This is a genomic window from Streptomyces sp. M92 (assembly GCF_028473745.1).
Classification (GTDB): Bacteria; Actinomycetota; Actinomycetes; order Streptomycetales; family Streptomycetaceae; genus Streptomyces.
On record NZ_CP101137.1, the window covers coordinates 2,765,377 to 2,787,727 of the forward strand.

The 22,351-nt window shown below is 71.7% G+C and carries 22 protein-coding genes; 13 read left to right on the forward strand and 9 right to left on the reverse strand.

The features are described from left to right. The first annotated feature begins 191 nt into the window (after positions 1–191). The 9 genes from M6G08_RS12705 to M6G08_RS12745 all read left to right on the forward strand — a co-directional run bounded on the left by M6G08_RS12705 (position 192) and on the right by M6G08_RS12745 (position 10,608). Positions 192–1,436, forward strand: a complete 1,245-nt coding sequence (locus tag M6G08_RS12705; protein WP_272591326.1) for a M20 family metallopeptidase — start codon at positions 192–194, stop codon at positions 1,434–1,436. A gap of 238 nt (positions 1,437–1,674) precedes the next feature. Beyond that, positions 1,675–2,727 (forward strand): BMP family lipoprotein, encoded by a 1,053-nt coding sequence (locus M6G08_RS12710; protein ID WP_272587259.1) that lies wholly within the window; start codon positions 1,675–1,677, stop codon positions 2,725–2,727. Between the two features lie 291 nt (positions 2,728–3,018). After that, the gene (locus M6G08_RS12715; RefSeq protein WP_272587260.1) at positions 3,019–4,068 is read left to right on the forward strand and encodes a BMP family lipoprotein; all 1,050 of its coding nucleotides are present in this window, start codon (positions 3,019–3,021) and stop codon (positions 4,066–4,068) included. Positions 4,069–4,294: 226 nt separating this feature from the next. Continuing rightward, complete coding sequence (locus M6G08_RS12720; RefSeq protein ID WP_272587261.1) at positions 4,295–5,854, forward strand: ABC transporter ATP-binding protein; 1,560 nt, start codon at positions 4,295–4,297, stop codon at positions 5,852–5,854. After that, complete coding sequence (locus tag M6G08_RS12725) at positions 5,854–6,978, forward strand: ABC transporter permease (protein WP_272587262.1); 1,125 nt, start codon at positions 5,854–5,856, stop codon at positions 6,976–6,978. Before M6G08_RS12720 ends, M6G08_RS12725 begins: the two co-directional genes overlap by 1 nt. Continuing rightward, complete coding sequence (locus M6G08_RS12730) at positions 6,975–8,240, forward strand: ABC transporter permease (protein ID WP_272587263.1); 1,266 nt, start codon at positions 6,975–6,977, stop codon at positions 8,238–8,240. Before M6G08_RS12725 ends, M6G08_RS12730 begins: the two co-directional genes overlap by 4 nt. After that, positions 8,237–8,629, forward strand: a complete 393-nt coding sequence (locus M6G08_RS12735; RefSeq protein ID WP_272587264.1) for a cytidine deaminase — start codon at positions 8,237–8,239, stop codon at positions 8,627–8,629. Before M6G08_RS12730 ends, M6G08_RS12735 begins: the two co-directional genes overlap by 4 nt. A 20-nt stretch (positions 8,630–8,649) precedes the next feature. Continuing rightward, entirely contained in the window at positions 8,650–9,927 is a 1,278-nt protein-coding gene (locus M6G08_RS12740) for a thymidine phosphorylase (RefSeq protein WP_272591327.1), read from the forward strand. Positions 9,928–10,023: 96 nt separating this feature from the next. After that, positions 10,024–10,608 (forward strand): Uma2 family endonuclease, encoded by a 585-nt coding sequence (locus tag M6G08_RS12745; RefSeq protein WP_272587265.1) that lies wholly within the window; start codon positions 10,024–10,026, stop codon positions 10,606–10,608. A 1-nt stretch (position 10,609) separates the two neighbouring features. Here M6G08_RS12745 and M6G08_RS12750 read toward each other — a convergent pair whose 3' ends face one another. Next, complete coding sequence (locus M6G08_RS12750; protein WP_272587266.1) at positions 10,610–11,530, reverse strand: AEC family transporter; 921 nt, start codon at positions 11,528–11,530, stop codon at positions 10,610–10,612. 126 nt (positions 11,531–11,656) lie between these two features. On the opposite strand from M6G08_RS12750, the gene M6G08_RS12755 reads away from it, so the two are divergent. Continuing rightward, a complete protein-coding gene (locus M6G08_RS12755) occupies positions 11,657–12,043 on the forward strand; it encodes an STAS domain-containing protein (protein WP_272587267.1) in 387 nt (128 codons plus the stop codon). Here the strand turns inward: M6G08_RS12755 and M6G08_RS12760 are convergent. Next, the gene (locus M6G08_RS12760; protein ID WP_272587268.1) at positions 11,936–12,940 is read right to left on the reverse strand and encodes a sigma-70 family RNA polymerase sigma factor; all 1,005 of its coding nucleotides are present in this window, start codon (positions 12,938–12,940) and stop codon (positions 11,936–11,938) included. The two genes, M6G08_RS12755 and M6G08_RS12760, sit on opposite strands and share 108 nt — an antisense overlap. A 143-nt stretch (positions 12,941–13,083) precedes the next feature. After that, positions 13,084–14,385: an MFS transporter gene (locus tag M6G08_RS12765; protein WP_272587269.1), complete on the reverse strand. Its 1,302-nt coding sequence runs from the start codon at positions 14,383–14,385 to the stop codon at positions 13,084–13,086. Between the two features lie 63 nt (positions 14,386–14,448). Between M6G08_RS12765 and M6G08_RS12770 the strand changes: the two genes are divergently transcribed. Continuing rightward, complete coding sequence (locus M6G08_RS12770; RefSeq protein ID WP_272587270.1) at positions 14,449–15,402, forward strand: LysR family transcriptional regulator; 954 nt, start codon at positions 14,449–14,451, stop codon at positions 15,400–15,402. Positions 15,403–15,581: 179 nt separating this feature from the next. Here M6G08_RS12770 and M6G08_RS12775 read toward each other — a convergent pair whose 3' ends face one another. Continuing rightward, entirely contained in the window at positions 15,582–16,343 is a 762-nt protein-coding gene (locus tag M6G08_RS12775) for an alpha/beta hydrolase (RefSeq protein ID WP_272587271.1), read from the reverse strand. Between the two features lie 162 nt (positions 16,344–16,505). On the opposite strand from M6G08_RS12775, the gene M6G08_RS12780 reads away from it, so the two are divergent. Both M6G08_RS12780 and M6G08_RS12785 read left to right on the forward strand, forming a co-directional pair. Continuing rightward, on the forward strand, positions 16,506–17,675 hold the full coding sequence (locus M6G08_RS12780; protein ID WP_272587272.1) for an adenosine deaminase: 1,170 nt from the start codon (positions 16,506–16,508) through the stop codon (positions 17,673–17,675). A 138-nt stretch (positions 17,676–17,813) separates the two neighbouring features. After that, positions 17,814–18,182, forward strand: coding sequence for an ATP-binding protein (locus M6G08_RS12785; RefSeq protein ID WP_073724784.1), 369 nt, complete (start codon positions 17,814–17,816; stop codon positions 18,180–18,182). A gap of 114 nt (positions 18,183–18,296) precedes the next feature. Here M6G08_RS12785 and M6G08_RS12790 read toward each other — a convergent pair whose 3' ends face one another. The 5 genes from M6G08_RS12790 to afsQ1 form a co-directional block, all read right to left on the reverse strand. Continuing rightward, positions 18,297–18,500, reverse strand: coding sequence for a PspC domain-containing protein (locus M6G08_RS12790; protein WP_064729508.1), 204 nt, complete (start codon positions 18,498–18,500; stop codon positions 18,297–18,299). A 96-nt stretch (positions 18,501–18,596) separates the two neighbouring features. Further along, positions 18,597–19,148 carry a VanZ family protein gene (locus M6G08_RS12795; protein ID WP_272587274.1) on the reverse strand — a complete coding sequence of 184 codons (552 nt, stop codon included), beginning with the start codon at positions 19,146–19,148 and terminating at the stop codon, positions 18,597–18,599. A gap of 240 nt (positions 19,149–19,388) precedes the next feature. After that, the gene (locus tag M6G08_RS12800) at positions 19,389–20,009 is read right to left on the reverse strand and encodes a hypothetical protein (protein WP_272587275.1); all 621 of its coding nucleotides are present in this window, start codon (positions 20,007–20,009) and stop codon (positions 19,389–19,391) included. Further along, the gene (locus tag M6G08_RS12805; RefSeq protein WP_272587276.1) at positions 20,009–21,607 is read right to left on the reverse strand and encodes an ATP-binding protein; all 1,599 of its coding nucleotides are present in this window, start codon (positions 21,605–21,607) and stop codon (positions 20,009–20,011) included. The genes M6G08_RS12800 and M6G08_RS12805 overlap by 1 nt, the downstream gene beginning before the upstream one ends. Further along, positions 21,604–22,281 carry a two-component system response regulator AfsQ1 gene (afsQ1, locus tag M6G08_RS12810; protein WP_029394402.1) on the reverse strand — a complete coding sequence of 226 codons (678 nt, stop codon included), beginning with the start codon at positions 22,279–22,281 and terminating at the stop codon, positions 21,604–21,606. The genes M6G08_RS12805 and afsQ1 overlap by 4 nt, the downstream gene beginning before the upstream one ends. Positions 22,282–22,351: the final 70 nt, after the last annotated feature.

The window sequence follows — 22,351 nt, forward strand, 5'->3', positions numbered from 1 at the left end:
GCGTGAAGACAGCAAGGAAAGGCGGAGAACGGACATCGTCGCGGCGCGAGAAAAGGCGACGATTTTACCCACCTCCGGCGACACCCATGCGCCGTGCGGCCAACTTCTCTTCCCCTAAGGGGCTGAACTTTTGTTGATCGCGGGACAGTTGACCGCCCCGGCGTCCTACCCTTCAGAGGGTGAAGCAACTGATGTCCCTGTCCCGAGAGACCGAGGCCGACCCGTCCGGCGAAGCGGTGCTTCCCGGCACCCTGCCGGAGGCGCTCCGCGCGGAGCTCGTCGCCTTCCGCCGCGACCTGCACATGCACCCCGAGCTGGGCAACCAGGAGTTCCGCACCACCGCCGCGATCAAGGAACGGCTGGAGCGGGCCGGCCTCAAGCCGCGGGTACTCCCCGTCGGGACCGGGCTCGTCTGCGACATCGGCACCAGCACCGACTCGGGACAGTGGGCCGGCGGCCCCCGCATGCTCGCCCTGCGGGCCGACATCGACGCGCTGCCCATCCCGGACACCAAGAGCGAGTGCGAGTACCGCTCGCGCGTCCCCGACCGCGCCCACGCCTGCGGACACGACGTGCACACCACCGTCGTCCTCGGCACCGGCCTCGTCCTGGCCGCCCTGCACGAGCAGGGCCTGCTGCCCCGGCCCGTGCGGCTGGTCTTCCAGCCGGCCGAGGAGGTGCTGCCCGGCGGCGCCGCCGACGCCATCGAGGGCGGCGCGCTCGACGGGGTGCGCCGCATCCTGGCCGTGCACTGCGACCCCCGGGTGGACGCCGGGCGGATCGGCCTCCGGGTCGGCCCCATCACCTCCGCCTGCGACCGGCTGGAGATCTCCCTCGACGGTCCCGGCGGACACACCGCCCGCCCGCACCTCACCACCGACCTGGTCACCGCGGCCGCCCGCGTCGTCACCGACGTGCCGCCGCTCGTCGCCCGGCGCGTGGACAGCCGCAGCGGCCTCGCCCTGACCTGGGGGCGGATCGAGTCCGGGCACGCGCCGAACGTCATCCCGCAGCACGCCGAACTCGCCGGCACCGTGCGCTGCCTCGACCTCGACGCCTGGCGGCAGGCCCCCGACCTGGTGGTCGGCGCCATCGACGAGATCGCCAACCTCTACCGCGCCAAGTCCGAGATCACCTACGTCCGCGGTGTGCCCCCGGTCGTCAACGAGGTCACCAGCACCGAACTGCTCCAGGCCGCCATGGTCGCCCGGCGCGGCACGGACTCCGTCGAGCCCACCGAGCAGAGCCTCGGCGGCGAGGACTTCTCCTGGTACCTGGAGCACGTGCCCGGCGCCATGGCCCGCCTCGGCGTCCGCCCGCCCGGCGAGCGCGTGATCCGCGACCTCCACCAGGGCGACTTCGACGTGGACGAGGCGGCCATCACCGTCGGCGTGGAGATGTTCACCGCGGCGGCGCTGATCGACGCCGTGCAGTGACCTCGTAGCGTCGAACCCGTCCGCCGGGGTTGCGGCCCCGGCGGGCCGGGGGCAGCCTGATGCACAAGCGCACGGGGCCGCACCGCACGCACCTGGAACGCGCTAAGCACGCCCCTGGCACTCCGCGGCACGAATGGATAACGGCACCGCGGAACCCCGTTCCCAGGAGTTTCTACGCGCGTTAATCTGCGCCGAACCGAGCACCCGCTGCGGGGCTTTGGAGAATGGGGAACTTCAGATGCGTCGGATATCGAGACTGACCCGCGCCGCGGTGGGGGTCGCGTCGCTCGCACTCGCCGCCACGGCCTGCGGCGGCACCAGCAGCGAAAGCAACAGCGGTGACGAGGGCGGCAAGGACGACAAGGGCCTCGCCATCGCGTACGACATCGGCGGCGAGGGCGACCAGTCCTTCAACGACGCCGCCCACGCGGGCCTGCAGAGGGCGGAGAAGGAGTTCGGCTACAAGACCGCCGCCATCGAGCCCAACGACGGCGAGACCAACGCCGACAAGGAGCAGCGGCTCTCCTCGCTGGCCAAGCAGGGCTACAACCCCGTCATCGGCGTCGGCTTCGCCTACGCGCCGGCGATGAAGACGGTCGCCGAGAAGTACCCGGACACCAGCTTCGGCATCGTGGACTCCGTGGTCGAGGGCAAGAACGTCGCCTCCCTCGTCTTCGCCGAGAACGAGGCCTCCTACCTCGCCGGCGTCGCCGCGGCCAAGGCCACCAAGACCAACGTCGTCGGATTCGTGGGCGGTGTCGACGTCCCGCTGATCCACAAGTTCGAGGCCGGCTACGAGCAGGGCGTCAAGGACACCGACCCCAAGGTCAAGGTCGTCTCGCAGTACCTGACGCAGACCGCGGAGGAGGGCGGCTTCTCCAGTCCCGACAAGGGCCGCGCCGCCGCCGAGGGCCAGATCGAGAAGAAGGCCGACGTCGTCTACCAGGCCGCCGGCCTCTCCGGCCAGGGCGTGATCGAGGCCGCGGCGAAGGCGAAGGTCTGGGCGATCGGCGTCGACTCCGACCAGTACAAGCAGGACCCCCTCGCGGCGTACAAGGACTTCATCCTGACCTCCGCGCTCAAGGACATCGACGGCGCGGTGTACGCGCTGGCGAAGTCGGTCGAGGACGGCAAGCCGCTGACCGGCGTCCAGGCCTTCGACCTGAAGTCGAACGGTGTGGGCCTGTCCGACGCCAACCCGAAGTACGCCGAGGTGCCGGGCCTGACGGAGGCCGTGGCGAAGGCCAAGGAAGGCATCATCTCCGGCTCCATCGAGGTGAAGACGGAGTAGGGGCTGTCCCGCGCGGCAGCGCACAGCGGCACGCCGAAGCGGGCGGGCACCCCCGGTGCCCGCCCGCTTCGGCGTGCGGCGACCGGCCGTCCGGGCCGCCCCGGCGTCACTCTCCGCCGTCCCCCGTTTGCGTCCGGCAAGCCCCGCGGGCCCGCCCGGGCCCCCTTGCTCACGGGCGGATAACAAGAAGGACAGAAGGGGTTTTCAGGCAGGTCTACGCGCGTTAATCTGCGGCGAAGCCAGCGCCGTACCCGAACCGTCCCCGGCGCTTGTACGACAGGAGCACCAGACATGCGCCGGATTTCCCGGATCACGGTCGCAGGCGCAGCGACCGCCTCCCTGGCCCTCGCCCTGACCGCCTGCGGTGGCACCTCGACCTCCTCCGGGTCGTCGGAGTCCAAGGGCGACAAGGGTCTCGCCATCGCCTACGACGTCGGCGGCGAGGGCGACCAGTCCTTCAACGACGCCGCCCACGCGGGCCTCATGAAGGCGGAGAAGGAGTTCGGCTACAAGACCGCCGCCATCGAGCCCAACGACGGCGAGACCAACGCCGACAAGGAGCAGCGGCTCTCCTCGCTGGCCAAGCAGGGCTACAACCCCGTCATCGGCGTCGGCTACGCGTACGCCGCCGCGCTGAAGAGCACCGCCGAGAAGTACCCGGACACCACCTTCGGCATCGTGGACGACGCCACGATCGAGGCCGACAACGTGGCCGACCTGGTCTTCAACGAGGAGCAGGCCTCCTACCTCGCCGGTGTCGCCGCCGCCAAGACCACCAAGACCAACACGGTCGGCTTCGTGGGCGGTGTGGACATCCCGCTGATCCACAAGTTCCAGGCCGGCTACGAGCAGGGCGTCAAGGACACCGACCCCAAGGTCAAGGTCATCTCGCAGTACCTGACGCAGACCGCGGAGGAGGGCGGCTTCTCCAGCCCCGACAAGGGCGAGACCGCCGCCGAGGGCCAGATCGAGAAGAAGGCCGACGTCGTGTTCGCGGCGGCCGGTCTCTCCGGCCAGGGCGTGATCGAGGCCGCCGCCGCCAACAAGGTGTGGGCGATCGGTGTCGACTCCGACCAGTACAAGCAGGACGCCCTCGCGGAGTACAAGGAGTGGATCCTGACTTCGGCCACCAAGGACGTCGCCAAGGCGGTCTACAACCTCGCGAAGTCGGTCGAGGACGGCAAGCCCGAGACCGGTATCGTTCGGGGCGATCTGAAGTCCGGCGAGGTCGGCCTCTCGAACTCCAACCCGAAGTTCGCGGACAACGCCGAACTCCAGGAAGCCATCAAGACGGCCAAGGAGAAGATCGTCAGCGGCGAGATCAAGGTCAAGAGCAGCTGATCACCAGCAGTACCTCGAACAGCGTGTAACCGCGGTGGTCGCACCGCTCGACGGGGTACGGGGAGGGCGCCCCCCGGGTCCCTCCCCGTACCCCGTCGTGTCGATGTGCCGCCGCCGCTTTTAGATGCCGTAGGGGCGCTACGCGCGTAGACGGCCCCCGTCCCCAGGAGAGTGCGCCATCAACGCGTCCAGCAGCCCTCCGGCCAAAGCGGCGGTCAACGAATCGGTGACCGCCGTCGAGCTCGCCGGGATCACCAAGCGGTTCCCCGGCGTCGTGGCCAACCACGACATCCACCTCACCGTCCGCAAGGGCACCGTCCACGCCCTCGTCGGCGAGAACGGCGCCGGCAAGTCCACCCTGATGAAGATCCTCTACGGCATGCAGAAGCCGGACGAGGGCACCATCACGGTCGACGGCGAGAAGGTGAGCTTCTCCTCGCCCGCCGACGCCATCGTCCGCGGCATCGGCATGGTCCACCAGCACTTCATGCTCGCCGACAACCTCACGGTCCTCGAGAACGTGGTCCTCGGCAGCGAGAAGCCCTACGGCATCGGCGCCAAGGCCCGCCGCCGGATCAAGGAGATCTCCGAGCGCTACGGCCTCGGCGTGGAGCCCGACCGCCTGGTCGAGGACCTCGGCGTCGCCGCCCGCCAGCGCGTGGAGATCCTCAAGGTCCTCTACCGCGGCGCCCGCACGCTGATCCTCGACGAGCCCACCGCCGTCCTCGTGCCCCAGGAGGTCGACGCGCTCTTCGACAACCTGCGCGAGCTGAAGGCCGAGGGCCTGTCCGTCATCTTCATCTCCCACAAGCTGGGCGAGGTGCTGTCCGTCGCCGACGACATCACCGTCATCCGGCGCGGCACGACGGTCGGCACCGCCGTCCCGTCCGAGACCACCCCGCGCCAGCTCGCCGAACTGATGGTCGGCAGCGAACTGCCCACCCCCGAGACCGCCGAGTCCACGGTCACCGACCGCGAGGTCCTCGCCGTCGACACGCTGCGCCTGGCGGCCCCCGGCGGCAAGGCCCTCCTCGACGACATCTCCTTCACCATCCACGCCGGTGAGGTGCTGGGCATCGCCGGCGTGGAGGGCAACGGCCAGACCGAACTGGTCGACGCCCTCATCGGCCTGCGCCACGCCGACTCCGGCACCATCCGCTTCCTCGACGAGGACATCACGGCGCTGCCCACCCGGGGGCGCCGCGAGCAGGGCGTCGGCTACATCCCCGAGGACCGCCACCGCCACGGGCTGCTCCTGGAGGCCCCTCTCTGGGAGAACCGCATCCTCGGCCACGTCACCGAGAAGCCCAACAGCAAGGGCGTCTGGCTCGACCTCAAGGGCGCCCAGGACGACACCCGCCGCATCGTCGAGACGTACGACGTCCGCACCCCCGGCATCGACGTCACCGCCGCCTCCCTGTCCGGCGGCAACCAGCAGAAGCTGATCGTCGGCCGCGAGATGAGCCACAAGCCGCGCTTCCTCATCGCCGCCCACCCCACCCGCGGTGTGGACGTCGGCGCGCAGGCCGCCATCTGGGACCACATCCGCGAGGCCCGCCGCGAGGGCCTGGCGGTCCTGCTGATCTCCGCCGACCTGGACGAGCTGATCGGCCTGTCCGACACCCTGAGGGTGATCTACGACGGCAAGCTGGTCGCCGACGCCGACCCGGCCACCATCACCCCCGAGGAGCTGGGCTCGGCCATGACCGGTGCCGCCTCCGGACACCTCGAACACGAAGAGACCCCGGCCGACGGCGGCCCGGGCGCGGAAGACGAGGCCCGCTGATGAAGAAGTTCGACAAGGAGCGCGTGCTCCTCGCGGTGGCCGGTCCGGTCATCGCGCTCGCCGTGGCCTTCGTGCTCAGCGCGATCGTCCTGATCGCCTCGGGCAAGAACCCGGTCGAACCGTTCGCCCTGATGTTCGAGCAGGCCGGGTTCTCCGACATCCAGGTCCTGATCATCAACCAGGCGTCGATGTACTACATCGCGGCCCTGGCGGTGGCCATCGGCTTCCGGATGAACCTGTTCAACATCGGCGTCGACGGCCAGTACCAGCTCGCCGCCATGATGGCCGCGATCGTCGGCGCCCACGCGAACCTCCCCGCCTTCCTCCAGATCCCGCTCCTCCTGCTGACCGCCGTCCTCACCGGCGCCTTCTGGTCCGGCATCGCCGGCGTCCTCAAGGTGACCCGGGGCGTCAGCGAGGTCGTCGCGACGATCATGCTGAACGCCATCGCCACCTCCGTCATCGGCTACCTGTGGCTGCCCGACGTCTTCGGCGTCAAGATCGGCAACAACCACACCACCGGCGAGATGCACGAGTCCGGCTGGATCCCCGGCATCGACATGGGCGCCGCCGGCGAGATCTACGGCCTGGTGATCCTCGCCGTCCTCCTCGGCATCGGCTACTGGGTCGTCCTCAACCGCACCCGCTTCGGCTTCGACCTGCGCGCCTCCGGCGCCTCCGAGTCCGCCGCCGCGGCCAGCGGCGTCAACCCGAAGCGCATGGTGCTCACCGCGATGCTGCTCTCCGGCGGCCTCGCCGGCCTCGCGGGCCTGCCGATCCTCCTCGGCGACACCCACACCTACAGCCTCAACTTCCCCACCGGCATCGGCTTCCTCGGCATCGGCATCGCCCTGCTCGGCCGCAACAGTCCCGTCGGCATCGCCTTCGCCGCCCTGCTGTGGGCCTGGCTCGACAAGGCCAGCCCCGAGCTGGACTTCCACGGCTACGACAAGGAGATCGCGGTCATCATGCAGGGCCTGATCGTGCTCTCGGTCGTCGTCTCCTACGAGGCCGTCCGCGAGTGGGGCCTGCGCCGCCAGCAGCGCCGCGTGGGCGCGGAGCTGGCCGCCGGTCACGTCCTCGGCGCCACCGACAACACCAAGAAGGAGGTGGCTGGCCGATGACCACCGCAACCGACCTCAACCAGCCCACGCTGGAGCACGGGGCCCCGGCCGGCCGCCGGATCTCGCTGCCCGTCCTGCTGCTGATCATCGCCGGTGCCCTGGCACTGACCTCCATCGTCCGCCTGATCACCGGCGCCAACGGCATCACCAACGTCAGCCAGATGTCCACCGCGCTCCAGCTCGCCGTGCCGATCGGCCTCGCCGGTCTCGGCGGCCTGTGGGCCGAACGCGCGGGCGTCATCAACATCGGCCTCGAGGGCATGCTGATCCTCGGCACCTGGTTCGGTGCCTGGGCCGGCTTCCAGTGGGGCCCGTGGACCGGCGTCCTGATGGGCATCGTCGGCGGCGCGCTCGGCGGCCTGCTGCACGCCATCGTGACGATCACCTTCAACGTCAACCACATCGTCTCCGGTGTGGCCATCAACATCCTCGCCCTCGGCGCCACCCGCTACCTGGCCCCCCTCGCCTTCGAAGGCCACCAGGGCGGCTCCGCCAAGCAGTCCCCGCCCGTCGACGACCTCGGCCACTTCTCGGTGCCGGGCCTCTCCAGCGCCCTGGAGAGCCTCAACGACCAGCACTGGTTCTTCGTCTCGGACATCGCCGGCCTGCTCGGCGGCCTGGTCACCGACGTCTCCTGGCTCACCCTGATCGCCGTCGCGCTCATCCCCGGCAGCTGGTACGTCCTGTGGCGCACCCCGTTCGGCCTCCGCCTGCGCTCCTGCGGCGAGAACCCGGTCGCCGCCGAGTCCCTCGGCGTCAACGTCTACAAGTACAAGTACCTCGCCGTGATCATCTCCGGCGGCCTGGCCGGCCTCGGCGGCGTCTTCCTCTCCATCGTCGCCAACCCCTTCTACCTGGAGGGCCAGACCAGCGGCCGCGGCTACATCGGCCTCGCGGCGATGATCTTCGGCAACTGGATGCCGGGCGGCCTCGCCATCGGCGCCGGTCTCTTCGGCTACACCGACAGCCTCAACCTGCGCGGCGGCTCCGCCAACGTCCACGCCCTGCTGCTGCTCGGCGCGCTGCTGCTGCTCGCCGGCGCCATCTGGCTCGTGATCCGCAAGAAGTACGTCCAGGCCGCGATCACCGTGGTCATCGGCGCCCTGGTCTTCGCCTGGTACGCCACCACCGACGACGTCCCCAACCAGGTCGTCGCCGCCACGCCGTACGTCGTCACCCTCGTCGTCCTCGCCCTGTCCGCGCAGCGGCTGCGGATGCCGAAGGCGAACGGCATGCAGTACCGGAAGGGACAGGGCAAATGACCGACGTCGACTGGGGCGCGCTGCGCACGGCGGCCCGCGAGGCGATGGGCCGCGCCTACGCCCCGTACTCCGGGTACGCCGTCGGCGCCGCCGCCCTGGTCGACGACGGCCGCACCGTCACCGGCTGCAACGTCGAGAACGCCAGCTACGGCATCGGCCTGTGCGCCGAGTGCGGGCTCGTCTCCCAGCTCCAGCTCACCGGCGGCGGCCGGCTGACGCACTTCGCCTGCGTCGACGGCCACGGCGAGATCCTCGTCCCGTGCGGCCGCTGCCGGCAGCTGCTGTACGAGTTCGGCGGCCCGGAGCTGCTGCTGGAGACGCCGGAGGGCATCCTTCCCCTGTCCCGGATGCTCCCGCAGGCCTTCGGCCCCGACCACCTCACCAAGTAAGGAAGCGAGCCTCCATGGCCATGGACGTCATCTCCGTCATCCGCACCAAGCGGGACCGCGGCGAACTCAGCGACGAGCAGATCGACTGGGTCATCGACGCCTACACGCGCGGCGAGGTGGCCGACGAGCAGATGTCCTCGCTCGCGATGGCGATCCTGCTCAACGGCATGAACCGGGGCGAGATCGCCCGCTGGACGGCCGCGATGATCGCCTCCGGCGAGCGCATGGACTTCTCTTCCCTGTCCCGCCCGACCGCCGACAAGCATTCCACGGGGGGCGTCGGCGACAAGATCACCCTGCCGCTCGCGCCGCTGGTCGCGGCCTGCGGCGCGGCCGTCCCGCAGCTCTCCGGCCGGGGCCTCGGCCACACCGGCGGCACCCTGGACAAGCTGGAGTCCATCCCCGGCTGGCGCGCCCTGCTCTCCAACGAGGAGATGATGGACGTCCTCGGCGGGGTGGGCGCGGTGATCTGCGCGGCCGGCGACGGCCTCGCCCCCGCCGACAAGAAGCTCTACGCCCTCCGGGACGTCACCGGCACGGTCGAGGCGATCCCTCTCATCGCGTCCTCCATCATGTCCAAGAAGATCGCCGAGGGCACCGGCTCCCTGGTCCTGGACGTGAAGGTGGGCAGCGGCGCCTTCATGAAGACCATCGAGGACGCCCGGGAGCTGGCGTCGACGATGGTCGGCCTCGGCACCGACCACGGCGTGAAGACCGTCGCCCTCCTCACGGACATGGCGACCCCCCTCGGTCTCACCGCGGGCAACGCCCTGGAGGTCCGCGAGTCGGTCGAGGTCCTGGCGGGCGGCGGCCCGGCGGACGTGGTCGAACTGACCCTGGCCCTGGCCCGCGAGATGCTGGACGCGGCGGGCCTGCCCGACGCCGACCCGGCGAAGGCCCTCGCCGACGGCTCCGCGATGGACGTCTGGCGCCGCATGATCGCGGCCCAGGGCGGCGACCCGGACGCGGCCCTGCCCACGTCCAGGGAACAGCACGTGGTGAAGGCGGGCGCCTCCGGCGTCCTGACCCGCCTCGACGCCTACGACATCGGCGTCGCCGCCTGGCGCCTGGGCGCGGGCCGCGCCCGCAAGGAGGACCCGGTGCAGGCCGCCGCGGGCGTCGAACTCCACGCCAAGCCCGGCGACACGGTCACCGAGGGCCAGCCCCTCCTCACCCTCCACACCGACACCCCGGACCGCTTCGAGTACGCCCTCGCGGCGGTGGAGGGTTCCTACGACGTGGCCCCGGCGGGCACGGACTTCACGGCGACGCCGGTGGTGCTGGAACGTATCGCCTGATCAGGGGGTTCCTCGATCGGGTGAACGGGACCGGTGGACCTGTGCCGGTCCCGTTCGGCATGCTGGGATCGGTGACGCACCGATGGGAGAACCGCCATGAGCGCACTCACCGTGAGCCAGGAGCCCGACCAGAACTGGGACGACCTCGTCCGGTTCTGGGAGGAGATGGAATGGCCCGAGGGCAGCAAGGTGGAGATCATCGAAGGGATCATCACCGTGTCACCTGCTCCCGGACTGCCTCACAACGCCATCGCCGAACGAATTCAGCGCCGCTTGTATTCGGTGATTCCTGGTGAATGGGGGATCTATCAGACGCTTGCGCTCGCGGTGCCGTCCCGCCTGGGGATGTTGATCCCGGACATTGTGGTGGCACAGTTGCCCGACCACACCGAGTCCGACACCCACATCCCCGCCGCCCTCGCCGAACTCGTGGTCGAGGTCACCTCCAAGTCCAACGCCCGGCACGACCGCATCAGCAAGCCCGCCGCCTACGCCACCGCCGGCATCCCGCTCTACCTTCTCGTGGACCGCTGGGCCCCTGGTGGACCCACCGCCACGCTCTACGGCGAACCGAAGGGCGACGTCTACCGGGTGCTGAGCGCCGCCAAGTTCGGCGACCCCCTCAGGCTGCCCGCCCCCTTCGACCTCACGATCGACACCAGCGAGTTCCCGGAGACCTGACTCACCCCAACACCGCCGCCACCCCCACCAGCACCGGCACCGAAACCACCGTCGAGACGAGGATCGCGTCCCGCGCCAGCCGCTCGCCCACCCCGTACGTCGACGCGTACGTGTACAGGTTCTGTGCCGCCGGCAGCGCCGACGTCACCACCACGTCGAGGAGTTGGGCACCCCGCAGTCCGAACACCCCGGACGCCAGCGCCCAGGCAACCGCCGGCTGCCCCACCGTCTTCAGCGCCACCGCCAGCAGCACGGGCCGCCGTTCCACGCCCCGCAGCGGCATGGTGGAGCCGCACAGGCCGATGCCGAAGGCCAGCAGGACCGCCGGGACCGACATGTTGCCGATCAGGGTCACCGGGTCCATCACCGCGTCCGGCACCCGCAGCCCACTCGCGGCGACCGCGACCCCGGCCAGCGAGCCCAGCGCTATCGGATTGCGCAGCGGCGTCAGCAGCACCCGCCACAGCGGGCCCTTCCCGCCGCCTGTCGACAGGTCGAGGACGGTCACCGCGATCGGCGTCACCAGCACCAGCTGGAACAGCAGCACCGGCGCCACCAGCGAGGCGTCGCCCAGGACGTACACGGCGATCGGGATGCCGAGGTTGCCGGAGTTGACGTAGCCGGAGCAGAGCGCGCCGACCGTCGTGCGGCCCACGCCCCAGCGCCGTACGACGCCCACCGCGACGAAGAACCCGGCCACCGCGACCGTGGACAGCGCCGTGACCAGCAGCCGGCTGGAGAAGACCACCGACAGGTCGGCCGTCGCGAGGGTCGTGAACAGCAGGGCGGGGGAGGCCACGTGGAAGGCGAGCCTGGTCAGGACCTCGCGTCCCTGGGGGCCGAGGTGGCCTCGCAGGCCGAGCACATAGCCGACGGCGATGACGACCGCGATGACCGCGAAGCCGGTCAGGACTCCCTGCACGGCACCTCATCGCTGAGCGGACGGACCCGGGACGGCATGGCGCGCGGAGGGGGTACGTGGGGCATGCAACAAACCCTCCGGGCCAGGGTGCGCGCACGTCAATGCGATCTCGGCCGGCGGACACCGATGAATTCCCGGCCCGCCCCGGGTCTACCGCACGTGGACGCCGTGACACCCGCCGTACTCGTGCTGCCGGGGCCCGTCTCCCGAGGGGAGACACCCCGGCTCTGCGACGAGGTGCGCGCGCTGATGGAAAGCACCCGGGCCGGGGTGGTCGTCTGCGACGTCGGCGGGCTGGGACCGCCGGGGCTCGCCGTCGTCGATCTGCTGGCCCGCCTGGAGCTCACCGCCCGGCGGGCCGGGGGCCGGATCAGGCTGCGCGACCCCGACCCCGCGCTGCACGCCCTACTGGACCTCGTCGGCCTCCGCTTCGAGACGGAGCGGCAGGTCGAACAGCGGGAACCACCGCTTGGTGTCGAGGAAGCAGTGGAACCCGGTGATGCGGCCGTCTGAGATCTCCAGCACCTGCACCGCCCACGGCGCGTAGCCGCCCGCCTCCGGGTCCGGCTTGTAGTGTGCGAACGCGGGCAGCCCGTTGGCGTTGACCGGCAGCAGCCGCGAGTTCGCGCACGCGGCGCCGAGGGTCGTCATGAAGCCCGTGATGTCGGCCGAGCCGGACAGCCACAGGTCGAACGGCGGCATCGTCATGATGGCGTCCTCGTGCAGCAGCGCCGTCAGGGCCGTCATGTCGTAGCCCTCGAAGGCCGCGACATAGCGCTCCAGGAGCTTCTGCTGCTCCTCGTCCAGCGGGTCCGAGACCGCCGCGCCCTCGCCGTGCTCCGCCCGCTCGGCGAGGGTCGCGCGGGCGCGCTGGAGGGCGCTGTTGACGGAGGCGACCGACGTGCCGAGCAGCTCGGCGACCTCGCTCGCCCGCCACGCCAGCACCTCGCGCAGGATCAGCACCGCCCGCTGCTTGGGCGGCAGCTGCTGGAGCGCCGCCATGAAGGCGAGCCGCACCGACTCCTTGGCGACCGCGGCCTCGGCCGGGTCGGCGGTCGTGGGCAGTACCCGGGCGTCCGGCATCGGCTCCAGCCAGGTGTTGTCCGGGCGCGGGGAGAGGGCCGCCTGCGCCAGGGGGGTGGAGTCGGTCAGGTCCATCGGGCGGGCCCGCTTGTTGCCCGCGGTCAGCATGTCCAGGCAGACGTTGGTCGCGATGCGGTAGAGCCAGGAGCGGAGGCTGGAGCGGCCCTCGAACTTGTCGTAGCTCCGCCAGGCGCGGACCAGGGTGTCCTGGACCGCGTCCTCGGCCTCGAAGGAGGAGCCGAGCATCCGGTAGCAGTACCCCGTCAGTTCGACCCGGTGCTTCTCCAGCGCGGCATCCAGCTCCGTCGTCACGGTGCCGTTGGTCATCGTCCACCCACCCCTGTGGCGTTCCCGTCGTGCGCGTCTTCGCGCCTCGCACTTCGGAAGCTACCGCAGGGGACTGACAATGGCCTGCGGAGTCGGAGAACGTGCAGGTCACAGAGGTGTGCCCGACGGCACCTCCGGCGCTTTCAGGCCCGCGCCGGCACGCCCCGGCCCGTGCGCCGGGCCGCCAGCGAACCGGTCACCGTGATCGCCAAGACGCCGGACACCGCCAGCAGTCCGACGCCGACCGTCCCGGCCCAGCCGCCGGAGTGGAAGGCCACCGCGCCGACCGTGCTGCCCGCGCTGGAGCCGATGTAGTAGGCGGACTGGTACAGCGCCGAGGCCTGCGCGCGGCCGTGCGCGGCCGTCCGGCTCACCGCCGAGGAGGCCACCGCGTGCCCGGCGAAGAAGCCCGCCGTGATCAGCACCAGGCCCAGCAGGACCAGCGGGAGGGAGGGGGCGAGGGAGAGCAGCAGGCCGGCCGCCGTGGTGCTACCGCCCAGGTACAGTGCCCCGCGGCGGCCGAGGCGGCCCACCAGGCGACCCGCCGTGGACGCCGAGACGGTGCCCACCAGGTACACGAGGAAGATCGAGCCGATGACGCCCTGCGGGAGCGAGAACGGGGCTTCCGCCAGGCGGTAGCCGATCACCGTGTAGACGCCGCCGAACACCGTCATGAACAGCGCGCCGATCGCGTACAGCCGGCGCAGCAGCGGGTTGGCGAGGTGGTCGCGGACCGTGCGGGCCAGCACCCCCGGTCGCAGCGAGCCCGGGGTGAAGTGCTTCGGCGCCGGCAGCAGCATCCGGAAGGCCACCGCGCACGCCACCGCCACCACGCCGATCACGCCGACGGCGACCCGCCAGCCCCACTCCTGGGCGACCCAGCCGGTGATGACCCGGCCGCTCATCCCGCCGACGCTGTTGCCCGCGACGAACAGGCCGATCGCGGTGACCAGCGCCCGCGGGGCGACCTCCTCCGCCAGGTAGGCGGTCGCCGAGGCGGGCAGCCCCGCCAGCGCCGCGCCCTGCACCGCGCGCAGCGCGACCAGCGCCGGCAGCGACGGGGCGAACGGGACCAGCAGCCCGACGGTCACCGCGACCGCCAGGGACGCCGTCATGACCGTACGCCGTCCGAACCGCTCCGAGAGCGCGCTCATCGGCAGGACGAACACCGCGAGGCCACCGGTCGCCGCGGCCACCGTCCAGCTCGCGTCGCCCGCCGTGACGCCCATGTCGCCGGAGATCAGGGGCAGCAGCGCCTGGGTGGAGTAGAGCAGCGCGAAGGTGGCGACGCCCGCGAGGAAGAGGGCGAGACTCATCCGGCGGTAGCCGGGGCCGCCGGGGGCCATGCGCGGTGTGTGGACGTCGGGTGTGCCGGGGACGTCGGGAGCGGAGACGGAAGCGGCGGCGCCCACGGTGGTGGACGCCCCGGTATCGGCGGGAGTCATACCGGGACCGTACGGAGACCGCGACTCATCCGTCCAATGCATGGAATGGCCATAATCGTTCCCATGGTGCATCAGCAAAGCTCACAGGCACGCCTGTCACCATCCGGTGACACAGAAGACATCGTCGCGCTGCTCGCGCCCCGCCTCGCGCACTTCGCCGGCGTGGCCCGTACCGAGCACGTCACCCGGGCCGCGCAGGAGATGAACGTCCCCCAGTCGACGCTCTCCCGCGCCCTCGTCCGCCTCGAAGCCGACCTGGGCGTCGACCTGTTCGTCCGCCGCGGCCGCACCCTCGCGCTGACCGTCGCCGGGCGCACCTTCCTCGGCTCGGTCGAGCGCGCCCTCGCCGAGGTCGAGCGGGCCGCCGAGGAGGTCCGCGCGGACGCCGACCCGGCCACCGGCAAGGTCGCCTTCGGCTTCCTGCACACCATGGGCGCCGAGACCGTCCCCGGCCTGCTGCACGCCTTCCGCGCCGACCACCCCCGGGTGCGCTTCAGCCTCGTCCAGAACTACGGGGAGGCGATGCTGGAACGCCTGCGCGCCGGCGAACTCGACCTGTGCCTGACCTCCCCGGTCCCGGACGCACCCGACCTGGTCGCCCGACGCCTGGACGAGCAGAAGCTGCGCCTGGTCGTCCCCGCCGACCACCCGCTGGCCGGCCGGCGGCGCATCCGTCTCGCCGAGGCCGCCGACGAGAACTTCGTGACCCTGGAGCCCGGCTACGGGCTGCGCCGCATCACCGACGCCCTGTGCAAGGAGGCGGGTTTCCGGCCCCGGGTGGCCTTCGAGGGGGAGGAGGCGGAGACCCTGCGGGGCCTGGTCGCCGCCGGTCTCGGCGTCGCGCTCCTGCCGCCGCCCGCCGTGCCCCGCCCCGGCGTGGTGGAACTGGCGGTCACGGCGCCGCGCGCGGCCCGGGAGATCGGCGTTGCCTGGCTGGCGGGGCGCACGGACACGCCGCCGGTGGCGGCGTTCAAGAAGTTCCTGCTGTCGCGGAGGGGCCACCTCCTGCCGGACTGACCGCGGCCTCGGCCCTCCGGCGGACTGCGCCCCCGGCCCTCAGGCTGTTCGCAGGTCCTGCCGCCGAGGCGTTCACAGCCCCACGATGCCGGCGGGTCGCAGGGTCGGCCATCCTGGCGGACCACAGACCCTGCCGCCCCGGCGGTTCACAGCCCCACCACCGCGACCGGCCAAGGCCTCTACCGCCGCAGCGACTTCCCGAACCCCACCGCCAACGGCATCCGCAGCCCCAGCGGCGGGGGAGCGGCCAGCGCGTCCTCCACCGGGCGGGAGAAGGACTGCCCGAAGAGCGCGCCCATCACGAAGTCCTCCGCCAGCGCCACCACTTCCTCCCGGTAGTGGCGCAAGCCGTGGCCGTCGGAGTGGACTTCGAACCGGCACACGGCCCGGTTGGCCTTCTTCGCCCGGGAGGCCAGCCGGAACGACAGCTCGGGGTCGCTGCGTTCGTCGTTGGTGCCGTGCACGATCAGCACCTGCCGCCCGGCGAGCTGCTTCACCGGTTCCGGCGACGCGGCCACGTCCTCGTCGGGCAGCCAAGGAGCGATCGCCAGCACGGAACTGACGGCCTCGTGCCCGGCCGCCCGCAGCGCGGCCCGCCCGCCCATGCCGAGGCCGACGAGGCAGACGGGCACGTCGCCGTAGCGCCGTACGGCCTCGTCGGCGGCCCAGTCGGCGTCACGGGCGAGGTGCGCCTCCGCACCGTTCCAGCCGCGGTAGCGGTAGTGCACGACATGCGTGGCCAGGCCCTCGTCCCGCCCCGCGCGCGCGAGCCGGCGCCCGAGCGCGCGCACGGAGGCCGCGGCCAGCAGCGGAGACGGTCTGCGGCTGGACACCTCGTCCCCGGCGGGGAGCAGCAGCACCACCCCGCTCACCGCCGTCCCCTCCGGACCGAGCGTTCGCCCCAGCCGGGCCCGACGGACCGGCGTCGCTTGCTGTGCCATGGCAGAACATTCTCAGAAGACCGGGTGTACGCCACCCGTCTTCGCAGTCACCGTTACATATCGGCCGGTTCGTAAAGCCGGGAAGCCCGCTCCCGCCGCCGCGTTCGACCGTGTCCGGGCGTTCACCCGGTGCTCTACGCGCGTAGGGGCTACAGTGCGGAAATGACGAGCCAGAGCACCGCGAAGACCAGCGCGAGGACGCCGACGCCGGACCGCATCCGCCGGGCGCCGAAGGTTCTGCTGCACGATCACCTCGACGGCGGGCTGCGCCCCGGCACGGTCGTCGAACTCGCCCGCGCCACGGGCTACTCCAACCTCCCGGAGACCGACGCCGACCGGCTCGGCACCTGGTTCCGCCAGGCCGCCGACTCCGGTTCGCTGGAGCGTTACCTGGAGACCTTCTCCCACACCGTGGGCGTCATGCAGACCCGCGAGGCCCTGGTCCGGGTCGCCGCCGAGTGCGCCGAGGACCTCGCCGAGGACGGCGTCGTCTACGCCGAGGTGCGCTACGCCCCCGAACAGCACCTGGAGGGCGGACTCAGCCTCGAAGAGGTCGTCGAGGCCGTCAACGAGGGCTTCCGGGAGGGCGAGCGACGGGCCCGGGAGGGGGGCCACCGCATCCGCGTCGGCGCCCTGCTCACCGCCATGCGGCACGCCGCCCGCGCCCTGGAGATCGCCGAGCTCGCCAACCGCTACCGCGACCTCGGCGTCGTCGGCTTCGACATCGCGGGCGCCGAGGCCGGCTACCCGCCCACCCGGCACCTGGACGCCTTCGAGTACCTCAAGCGGGAGAACAATCATTTCACCATTCACGCGGGTGAGGCCTTCGGGCTGCCGTCCATCTGGCAGGCCCTCCAGTGGTGCGGCGCCGACCGGCTCGGGCACGGCGTGCGCATCATCGACGACATCCAGGTCCACGAGGACGGCACGGTCAAGCTCGGCCGGCTCGCCTCGTACGTCCGGGACAAGCGCATCCCCCTGGAGCTGTGCCCCAGCTCCAACCTCCAGACCGGCGCGGCGGACTCGTACGCCGAGCACCCGATCGGCCTGCTGCGCCGGCTGCACTTCCGTGCCACGGTGAACACGGACAACCGGCTGATGTCGCACACCAGCATGAGCCGTGAATTCGAGCACCTTGTCGACGCGTTCGGTTACACGCTCGACGACATGCAGTGGTTCTCCGTCAATGCGATGAAATCAGCGTTCATTCCTTTCGATGAACGACTGGCCATGATCAATGACGTCATCAAGCCCGGGTATGCGGAGCTGAAGTCCGAATGGCTGTTCCAGCAGACCGCTTCTACCAGCACGTTTGTCGAGAACGAGGGTTGATCGAGGGAGGACGGTAATACGGAAATGCGGACGGGCTTTCACAATCCGTCCGCATTTCGATGTTTGCCGTCGGGGGCGGTACGTGTTTACGGTCAAGGACCGCTCACATCCCCGTCACCCCATTCGAGGACGCATTTCATGAAGCAGTCTGCTGCCAAGACCCTCGGCGTCGCCGCCCTCGGTGCCGCCTTCGCCGCCGCCGGCGCGGGTGCGGCCACCGCGGCCCCCGCGCTCCCGGACACCGCCCAGACGGTGGACTCCGTCGCCCGGACGCTCCCCGCGGAGACCGTCTCCCAGGTGGTGCCCGGCGCCGGCAACATCGTGGAGCAGGGCCGGAAGGTCTCCGCCACGGGTCTGACCGCCGCGCAGCCGGTCGTCGAGCAGGTCGTCGAGCAGCAGCTCTCCGAGGGCCCGACCAAGCCGGTCGCCGGGCTCCTCGGCGGTCTGCCGGCCAAGGGCCTGCCCACCCAGGGCCTGCCGGTCAACGGCCTCCCGATCGGCGGCTGACCCACAGCTCCCCACGCGCCGGAAGGGGCGCACCCGGTGTCGCCGGGTGCGCCCCTTCGGCGTACCAGAGGGGAGGTACGTCAATCGGGCGCCGTCACCTGCGGCGCGGGCCGGTCACCAGGCCGTCCGCGCGGCCTTCTCCTCGGACGGCAGCAGGAGCCACAGCGCCAGGTAGAGCAGGAACTGCGGGCCGGGCAGCAGGCAGGAGACCACGAAGATCACCCGCATCGTGGTGGTGGAGGTGCCGAAGCGCCGGGCCAGCGCGGCGCACACTCCGCCGATCATGCGGCCGTGGGTGGGGCGGGCGAGGCGGGACATCGCGGCTCCTTCGTCAGCGTGTTGCGGGATCTGCCCTGTCGGCTTCCCCTTCATCTGCCCTCCACGCTACGGAGACGAACGGAACAAAGCGTCGCTCTACGGGGCGATACCGACCCTGGGAATCGTCGGGGTCCGCCCCTGAGCCGGCTCCTCCTGGGGGACGTCCTCCCGCGGCGCCCGCTCGGACCAGCGACGGACCCGGGCGCGGCCCGCGGGCACGACGGCGAGGTGCACGAGGGCTACGCCCGCCGTGTTCAGCAGCAGCGAGTCGACGTCGACGACCTGGCCGGGCACCCCGGTCTGCAACAGCTCGATGCCCAGCGACAGCAGCGCCGCCGCGGCCGTGGTGCGCAGCAGCGAGCCCAGCGGAGAGACGGCCAGCCGGCCGCCCGCCACCGGCAGCAGCACGCCCAGCGGCGCCAGCAGCGCCAGCGACCCGCCGATGGCCCGGGCCGCCGCGGGCCAGCCCAGCGCCAGATCGGCGCGGATGCCGTCGAAGGGGCGCAGGTTCGGCGGCAGCACCCAGGGCACGTCCAGCGGCCGCAGCGTGTACCAGGCGACGAACGCGAGATGTGCGACCAGGAGGACACTTCCGGTCACACGGATGCGGAGCGCGGCGCTGCCGCCGAGGAACCCATGACGCTGCACGCCCCCCTAGACGCGGCCGCCGCCGCGCGCGGTTCCGGCCCCTCCCACGCAAGGGTGAGTCCTGCGCCACACGGCCCACACCACACGGCCCACACCGTACGGCCCAACCGTACGGCCCAACCGTACGGCCGACACCGTACGACCCCACACCGTACGGCCCAACCGTACGGCCCACACCGTACGACCCCACACCGCACGGTCCACACCGTATGGCCCGCACCGCACGGCCCCTGCGGCCCGTCAGCCGTCGGTGACCTCAGTGGACGGCGGCTCGTTGCTGCCCGGCCGGGCGCGGACCTCGTCCGTGCAGGAGTAGCGGCGGGCGGGCGCGTCGGAGGGGCCGGCCAGGATCACGGAGCCGTCGCCCTCGGCCGCCGCCGAGTCGGAGAAGGTGCACACCACCTGGGCGAGCGCGTACGAGGTGAGGTCGGCGGGGGCGGTGCCCAGGCGCAGCGTGTCGTCGGGGTCGCCCGGCCGCGGGCCGCTCACGGTGATCCCGTCGCGCACGTCCGTCGTGTACCCGGCCTGCTTCTCCGCGGCCGACGGCGACTGGGCCAGCTCGTCGAGCAGGCCCTGGGCCACCCGCGCCCGCCGCCCGGAGTCCGCCGCGGCCTCCGGCACCCGCACCGTCCGGTCGACGGCCACCAGGGACGAGCCGCACAGCAGGAACACCCGCACCGGCATCCCGGGCGCGGCCCGCTCCGCCGTGTCCGGCCCGGCGAGCGAGCAGCGTGCCCGCGAGGGCGCCGGACCGAAGTCCGTGGGCACCTCGGTGGCACGGATGCCGCACCCGGTGAGCAGCAGGGCCGGCACGGCCCACAGGACCGCCCAGCGCGGTACCGGCCGACGGCGTACGGTCATCAGACCTGTCCCTTCGGGTCCTCGCCCTTGCTCTCGTCGTCCGGGGAGCCGTCGTCGCCGTCCGTCGGCGGCGTCGGGTCCTGCGGCAGCCGCAGCACGAACACCGCACCCCCCTCGGGATGGTTCTCGGCGCTGATCTCACCGCCGTGGATGTGCGCGTTCTCCAGGGCGATGGACAGGCCGAGCCCGCTGCCCTCGGAGCGGGGCCGGGAGGCGCTCGCCTTGTAGAAGCGGTCGAAGACGTGCGGCAGGACGTCCTCGGGGATGCCGGGCCCGTGGTCCCGCACCCGGATGACGATCTCGTCGTCCGCCCGTGCCACCGACACCCGCACCGGCGACCCGCCGTGCTTGAGCGCGTTGCCGATCAGGTTGGCCAGGATGACGTCCAGCCGGCGCGGGTCGAGCCGCGCGTGGATGCCGCGCTCGGCGTCCAGGTCGACGGCGTCCAGCCAGGCCCGGGCGTCGACGCAGGCGGTGATCTGGTCGGCCACGTCGACGTCGTCGAGGACCAGCCGGGCGGTGCCGGCGTCGAAGCGGGTGACCTCCATCAGGTTCTCCACCAGGTCGTTCAGCCGCCGCGTCTCGCTGACCACCAGCCGCACGGCGGGCTCGACCATCGGGTCGAAACTCCCGCCCTCGCCCTCACCCTCGTACTCCAGCTCCTCCTCCAGCACCTCCGTCACCGCGGTGAGCGCCGTCAGCGGCGTGCGCAGCTCATGGCTCATGTCCGCCACGAAGCGCCGCGACGCCTGCTCCCGGCCGGCCATGTCCGCGACCCGCTTCTCCAGGTTCTCGGCGGCGCTGTTGAACGTCCGGGACAGATCGGCCAGTTCGTCGGTGCCGGAGACACGCAGCCGGGTGTCCAGCTTGCCCTCGCCGAGCCGCCGCGCCGCGACCCCCAGCCGGTGCACCGGCTTGAGCACGGTCGTCGCCAGCGCCTGGGCCAGCAGCGCGGAGCCGAGCAGCGCGAGCCCGGTGGCGATCCCCAGCGACCAGGCCAGCGAGTTCAGGTCCTCGGCCTCCGGCTCCAGCGACTTGAGCATGTAGCCGGTCGGCCCGCCGCCGATCACCCTCGTTCCGGCCACGAGGTACGGGGTGCCGTCCTCGGTGGTCCGCTGCCAGTACAGGTGGTACGGGTGCTTGTTGGCCGAGGTGAGCTCCTGCTCCTTGTTCACCGCGGTGCGCAACGACTCGGGCACGTCGGCCAGCGAGAAGCCGCCCAGCCCGCCGGAACTGCCGTACACGGTCTTCCCGTCGGAGTTCTCGGCGACCAGCAGCACGCTGAACCGCTGGCTGCTGCTCGCCATCTGCCCCGCCGTGTGCTGCAACTCGTCCTGCGAGGGGTGCTCCGGCAGCGCGCCCGCGCGGTTCTGCATCTCCTGCTCGAAGCCCCGCAGCACGGCGTCCTGGGCACGGGTCAGCACCGCCTCCCGGTTCAGCCAGTAGGCGATGCCGGACGCGGAGACGGCCGCGGTGAGCGCGACCAGACCGAAGACGAGGACGAGCCTGAGCCGCAGACTGGTGAAGCGCAGCCCGGACCAGACTCCCCTGCGAGCCGCGGCCCAGCCGCGTGAACCCCCCTGGTGTTCCTGTGTCACTGAGGCGGATCCAGCCGGTAGCCGACACCCCGCACGGTACGGATCAGGGTCGGGGACGACGGCACGTCCTCGACCTTGGCGCGCAGCCGCTGCACGCAGGCGTCCACCAGCCGGGAGTCGCCGAGGTAGTCGTGCTCCCACACCAGCCGCAGCAACTGCTGCCGGGACAGCGCCTGGCCCGGCCGCCGGCTCAGCTCCAGCAGCAGCCGCAGCTCGGTCGGCGTCAGCTGGAGGTCCTCGCCGTTCTTCGTCACGGTCATCGCGGAGCGGTCGATGACGAGGCTGCCGAAGCTCGCCGAGTCGCTGGACTCGCGCTCCCCGCGCCGCAGCACGGCCCGGATACGGGCGTCCAGCACCCGGCCCTGGACCGGTTTGACCACGTAGTCGTCGGCGCCCGACTCGAGACCGACGACCACGTCGATGTCGTCGTTGCGCGCGGTCAGCAGGATGATCGGCAGCTGGTCGGTGCGCCGGATGCGCCGGCACACCTCGAACCCGTCGATGCCGGGCAGCATCACGTCCAGCACGATCAGGTCCGGCCGCTGCTCGCGCAACAGCTTCAGACCGTCCTCGCCGCTGGCAGCGGTGGCCACCCGGTGACCCTGGCGCGTCAGTGAGAGCTCCAGGGCCGTGCGGATGGCGTCGTCGTCCTCGATCAGCAACAGGGAAGGCACGGGCTCATTCTGGCCCATGGAGGGGGTGCGGTTCGACCTGTGGGTCCACAACGGTGCCCGCCCCCGCCGC

Bases quoted from the DNA above. Each gene is read 5' to 3' on its own strand.
- M6G08_RS12705 (WP_272591326.1), top strand. From the start codon at position 192: ATGTCCCTGTCCCGAGAGACCGAGGCCGACCCGTCCGGCGAAGCGGTG.
- M6G08_RS12710 (WP_272587259.1), top strand. From the start codon at position 1,675: ATGCGTCGGATATCGAGACTGACCCGCGCCGCGGTGGGGGTCGCGTCG.
- M6G08_RS12715 (WP_272587260.1), top strand. From the start codon at position 3,019: ATGCGCCGGATTTCCCGGATCACGGTCGCAGGCGCAGCGACCGCCTCC.
- M6G08_RS12725 (WP_272587262.1), top strand. From the start codon at position 5,854: ATGAAGAAGTTCGACAAGGAGCGCGTGCTCCTCGCGGTGGCCGGTCCG.
- M6G08_RS12730 (WP_272587263.1), top strand. From the start codon at position 6,975: ATGACCACCGCAACCGACCTCAACCAGCCCACGCTGGAGCACGGGGCC.
- M6G08_RS12735 (WP_272587264.1), top strand. From the start codon at position 8,237: ATGACCGACGTCGACTGGGGCGCGCTGCGCACGGCGGCCCGCGAGGCG.
- M6G08_RS12740 (WP_272591327.1), top strand. From the start codon at position 8,650: ATGGACGTCATCTCCGTCATCCGCACCAAGCGGGACCGCGGCGAACTC.
- M6G08_RS12745 (WP_272587265.1), top strand. From the start codon at position 10,024: ATGAGCGCACTCACCGTGAGCCAGGAGCCCGACCAGAACTGGGACGAC.
- M6G08_RS12755 (WP_272587267.1), top strand. From the start codon at position 11,657: ATGAATTCCCGGCCCGCCCCGGGTCTACCGCACGTGGACGCCGTGACA.
- M6G08_RS12760 (WP_272587268.1), bottom strand. From the start codon at position 12,940: ATGACCAACGGCACCGTGACGACGGAGCTGGATGCCGCGCTGGAGAAG.
- M6G08_RS12765 (WP_272587269.1), bottom strand. From the start codon at position 14,385: ATGACTCCCGCCGATACCGGGGCGTCCACCACCGTGGGCGCCGCCGCT.
- M6G08_RS12770 (WP_272587270.1), top strand. From the start codon at position 14,449: ATGGTGCATCAGCAAAGCTCACAGGCACGCCTGTCACCATCCGGTGAC.
- M6G08_RS12775 (WP_272587271.1), bottom strand. From the start codon at position 16,343: ATGGCACAGCAAGCGACGCCGGTCCGTCGGGCCCGGCTGGGGCGAACG.
- M6G08_RS12780 (WP_272587272.1), top strand. From the start codon at position 16,506: ATGACGAGCCAGAGCACCGCGAAGACCAGCGCGAGGACGCCGACGCCG.
- M6G08_RS12785 (WP_073724784.1), top strand. From the start codon at position 17,814: ATGAAGCAGTCTGCTGCCAAGACCCTCGGCGTCGCCGCCCTCGGTGCC.
- M6G08_RS12790 (WP_064729508.1), bottom strand. From the start codon at position 18,500: ATGTCCCGCCTCGCCCGCCCCACCCACGGCCGCATGATCGGCGGAGTG.
- M6G08_RS12800 (WP_272587275.1), bottom strand. From the start codon at position 20,009: ATGACCGTACGCCGTCGGCCGGTACCGCGCTGGGCGGTCCTGTGGGCC.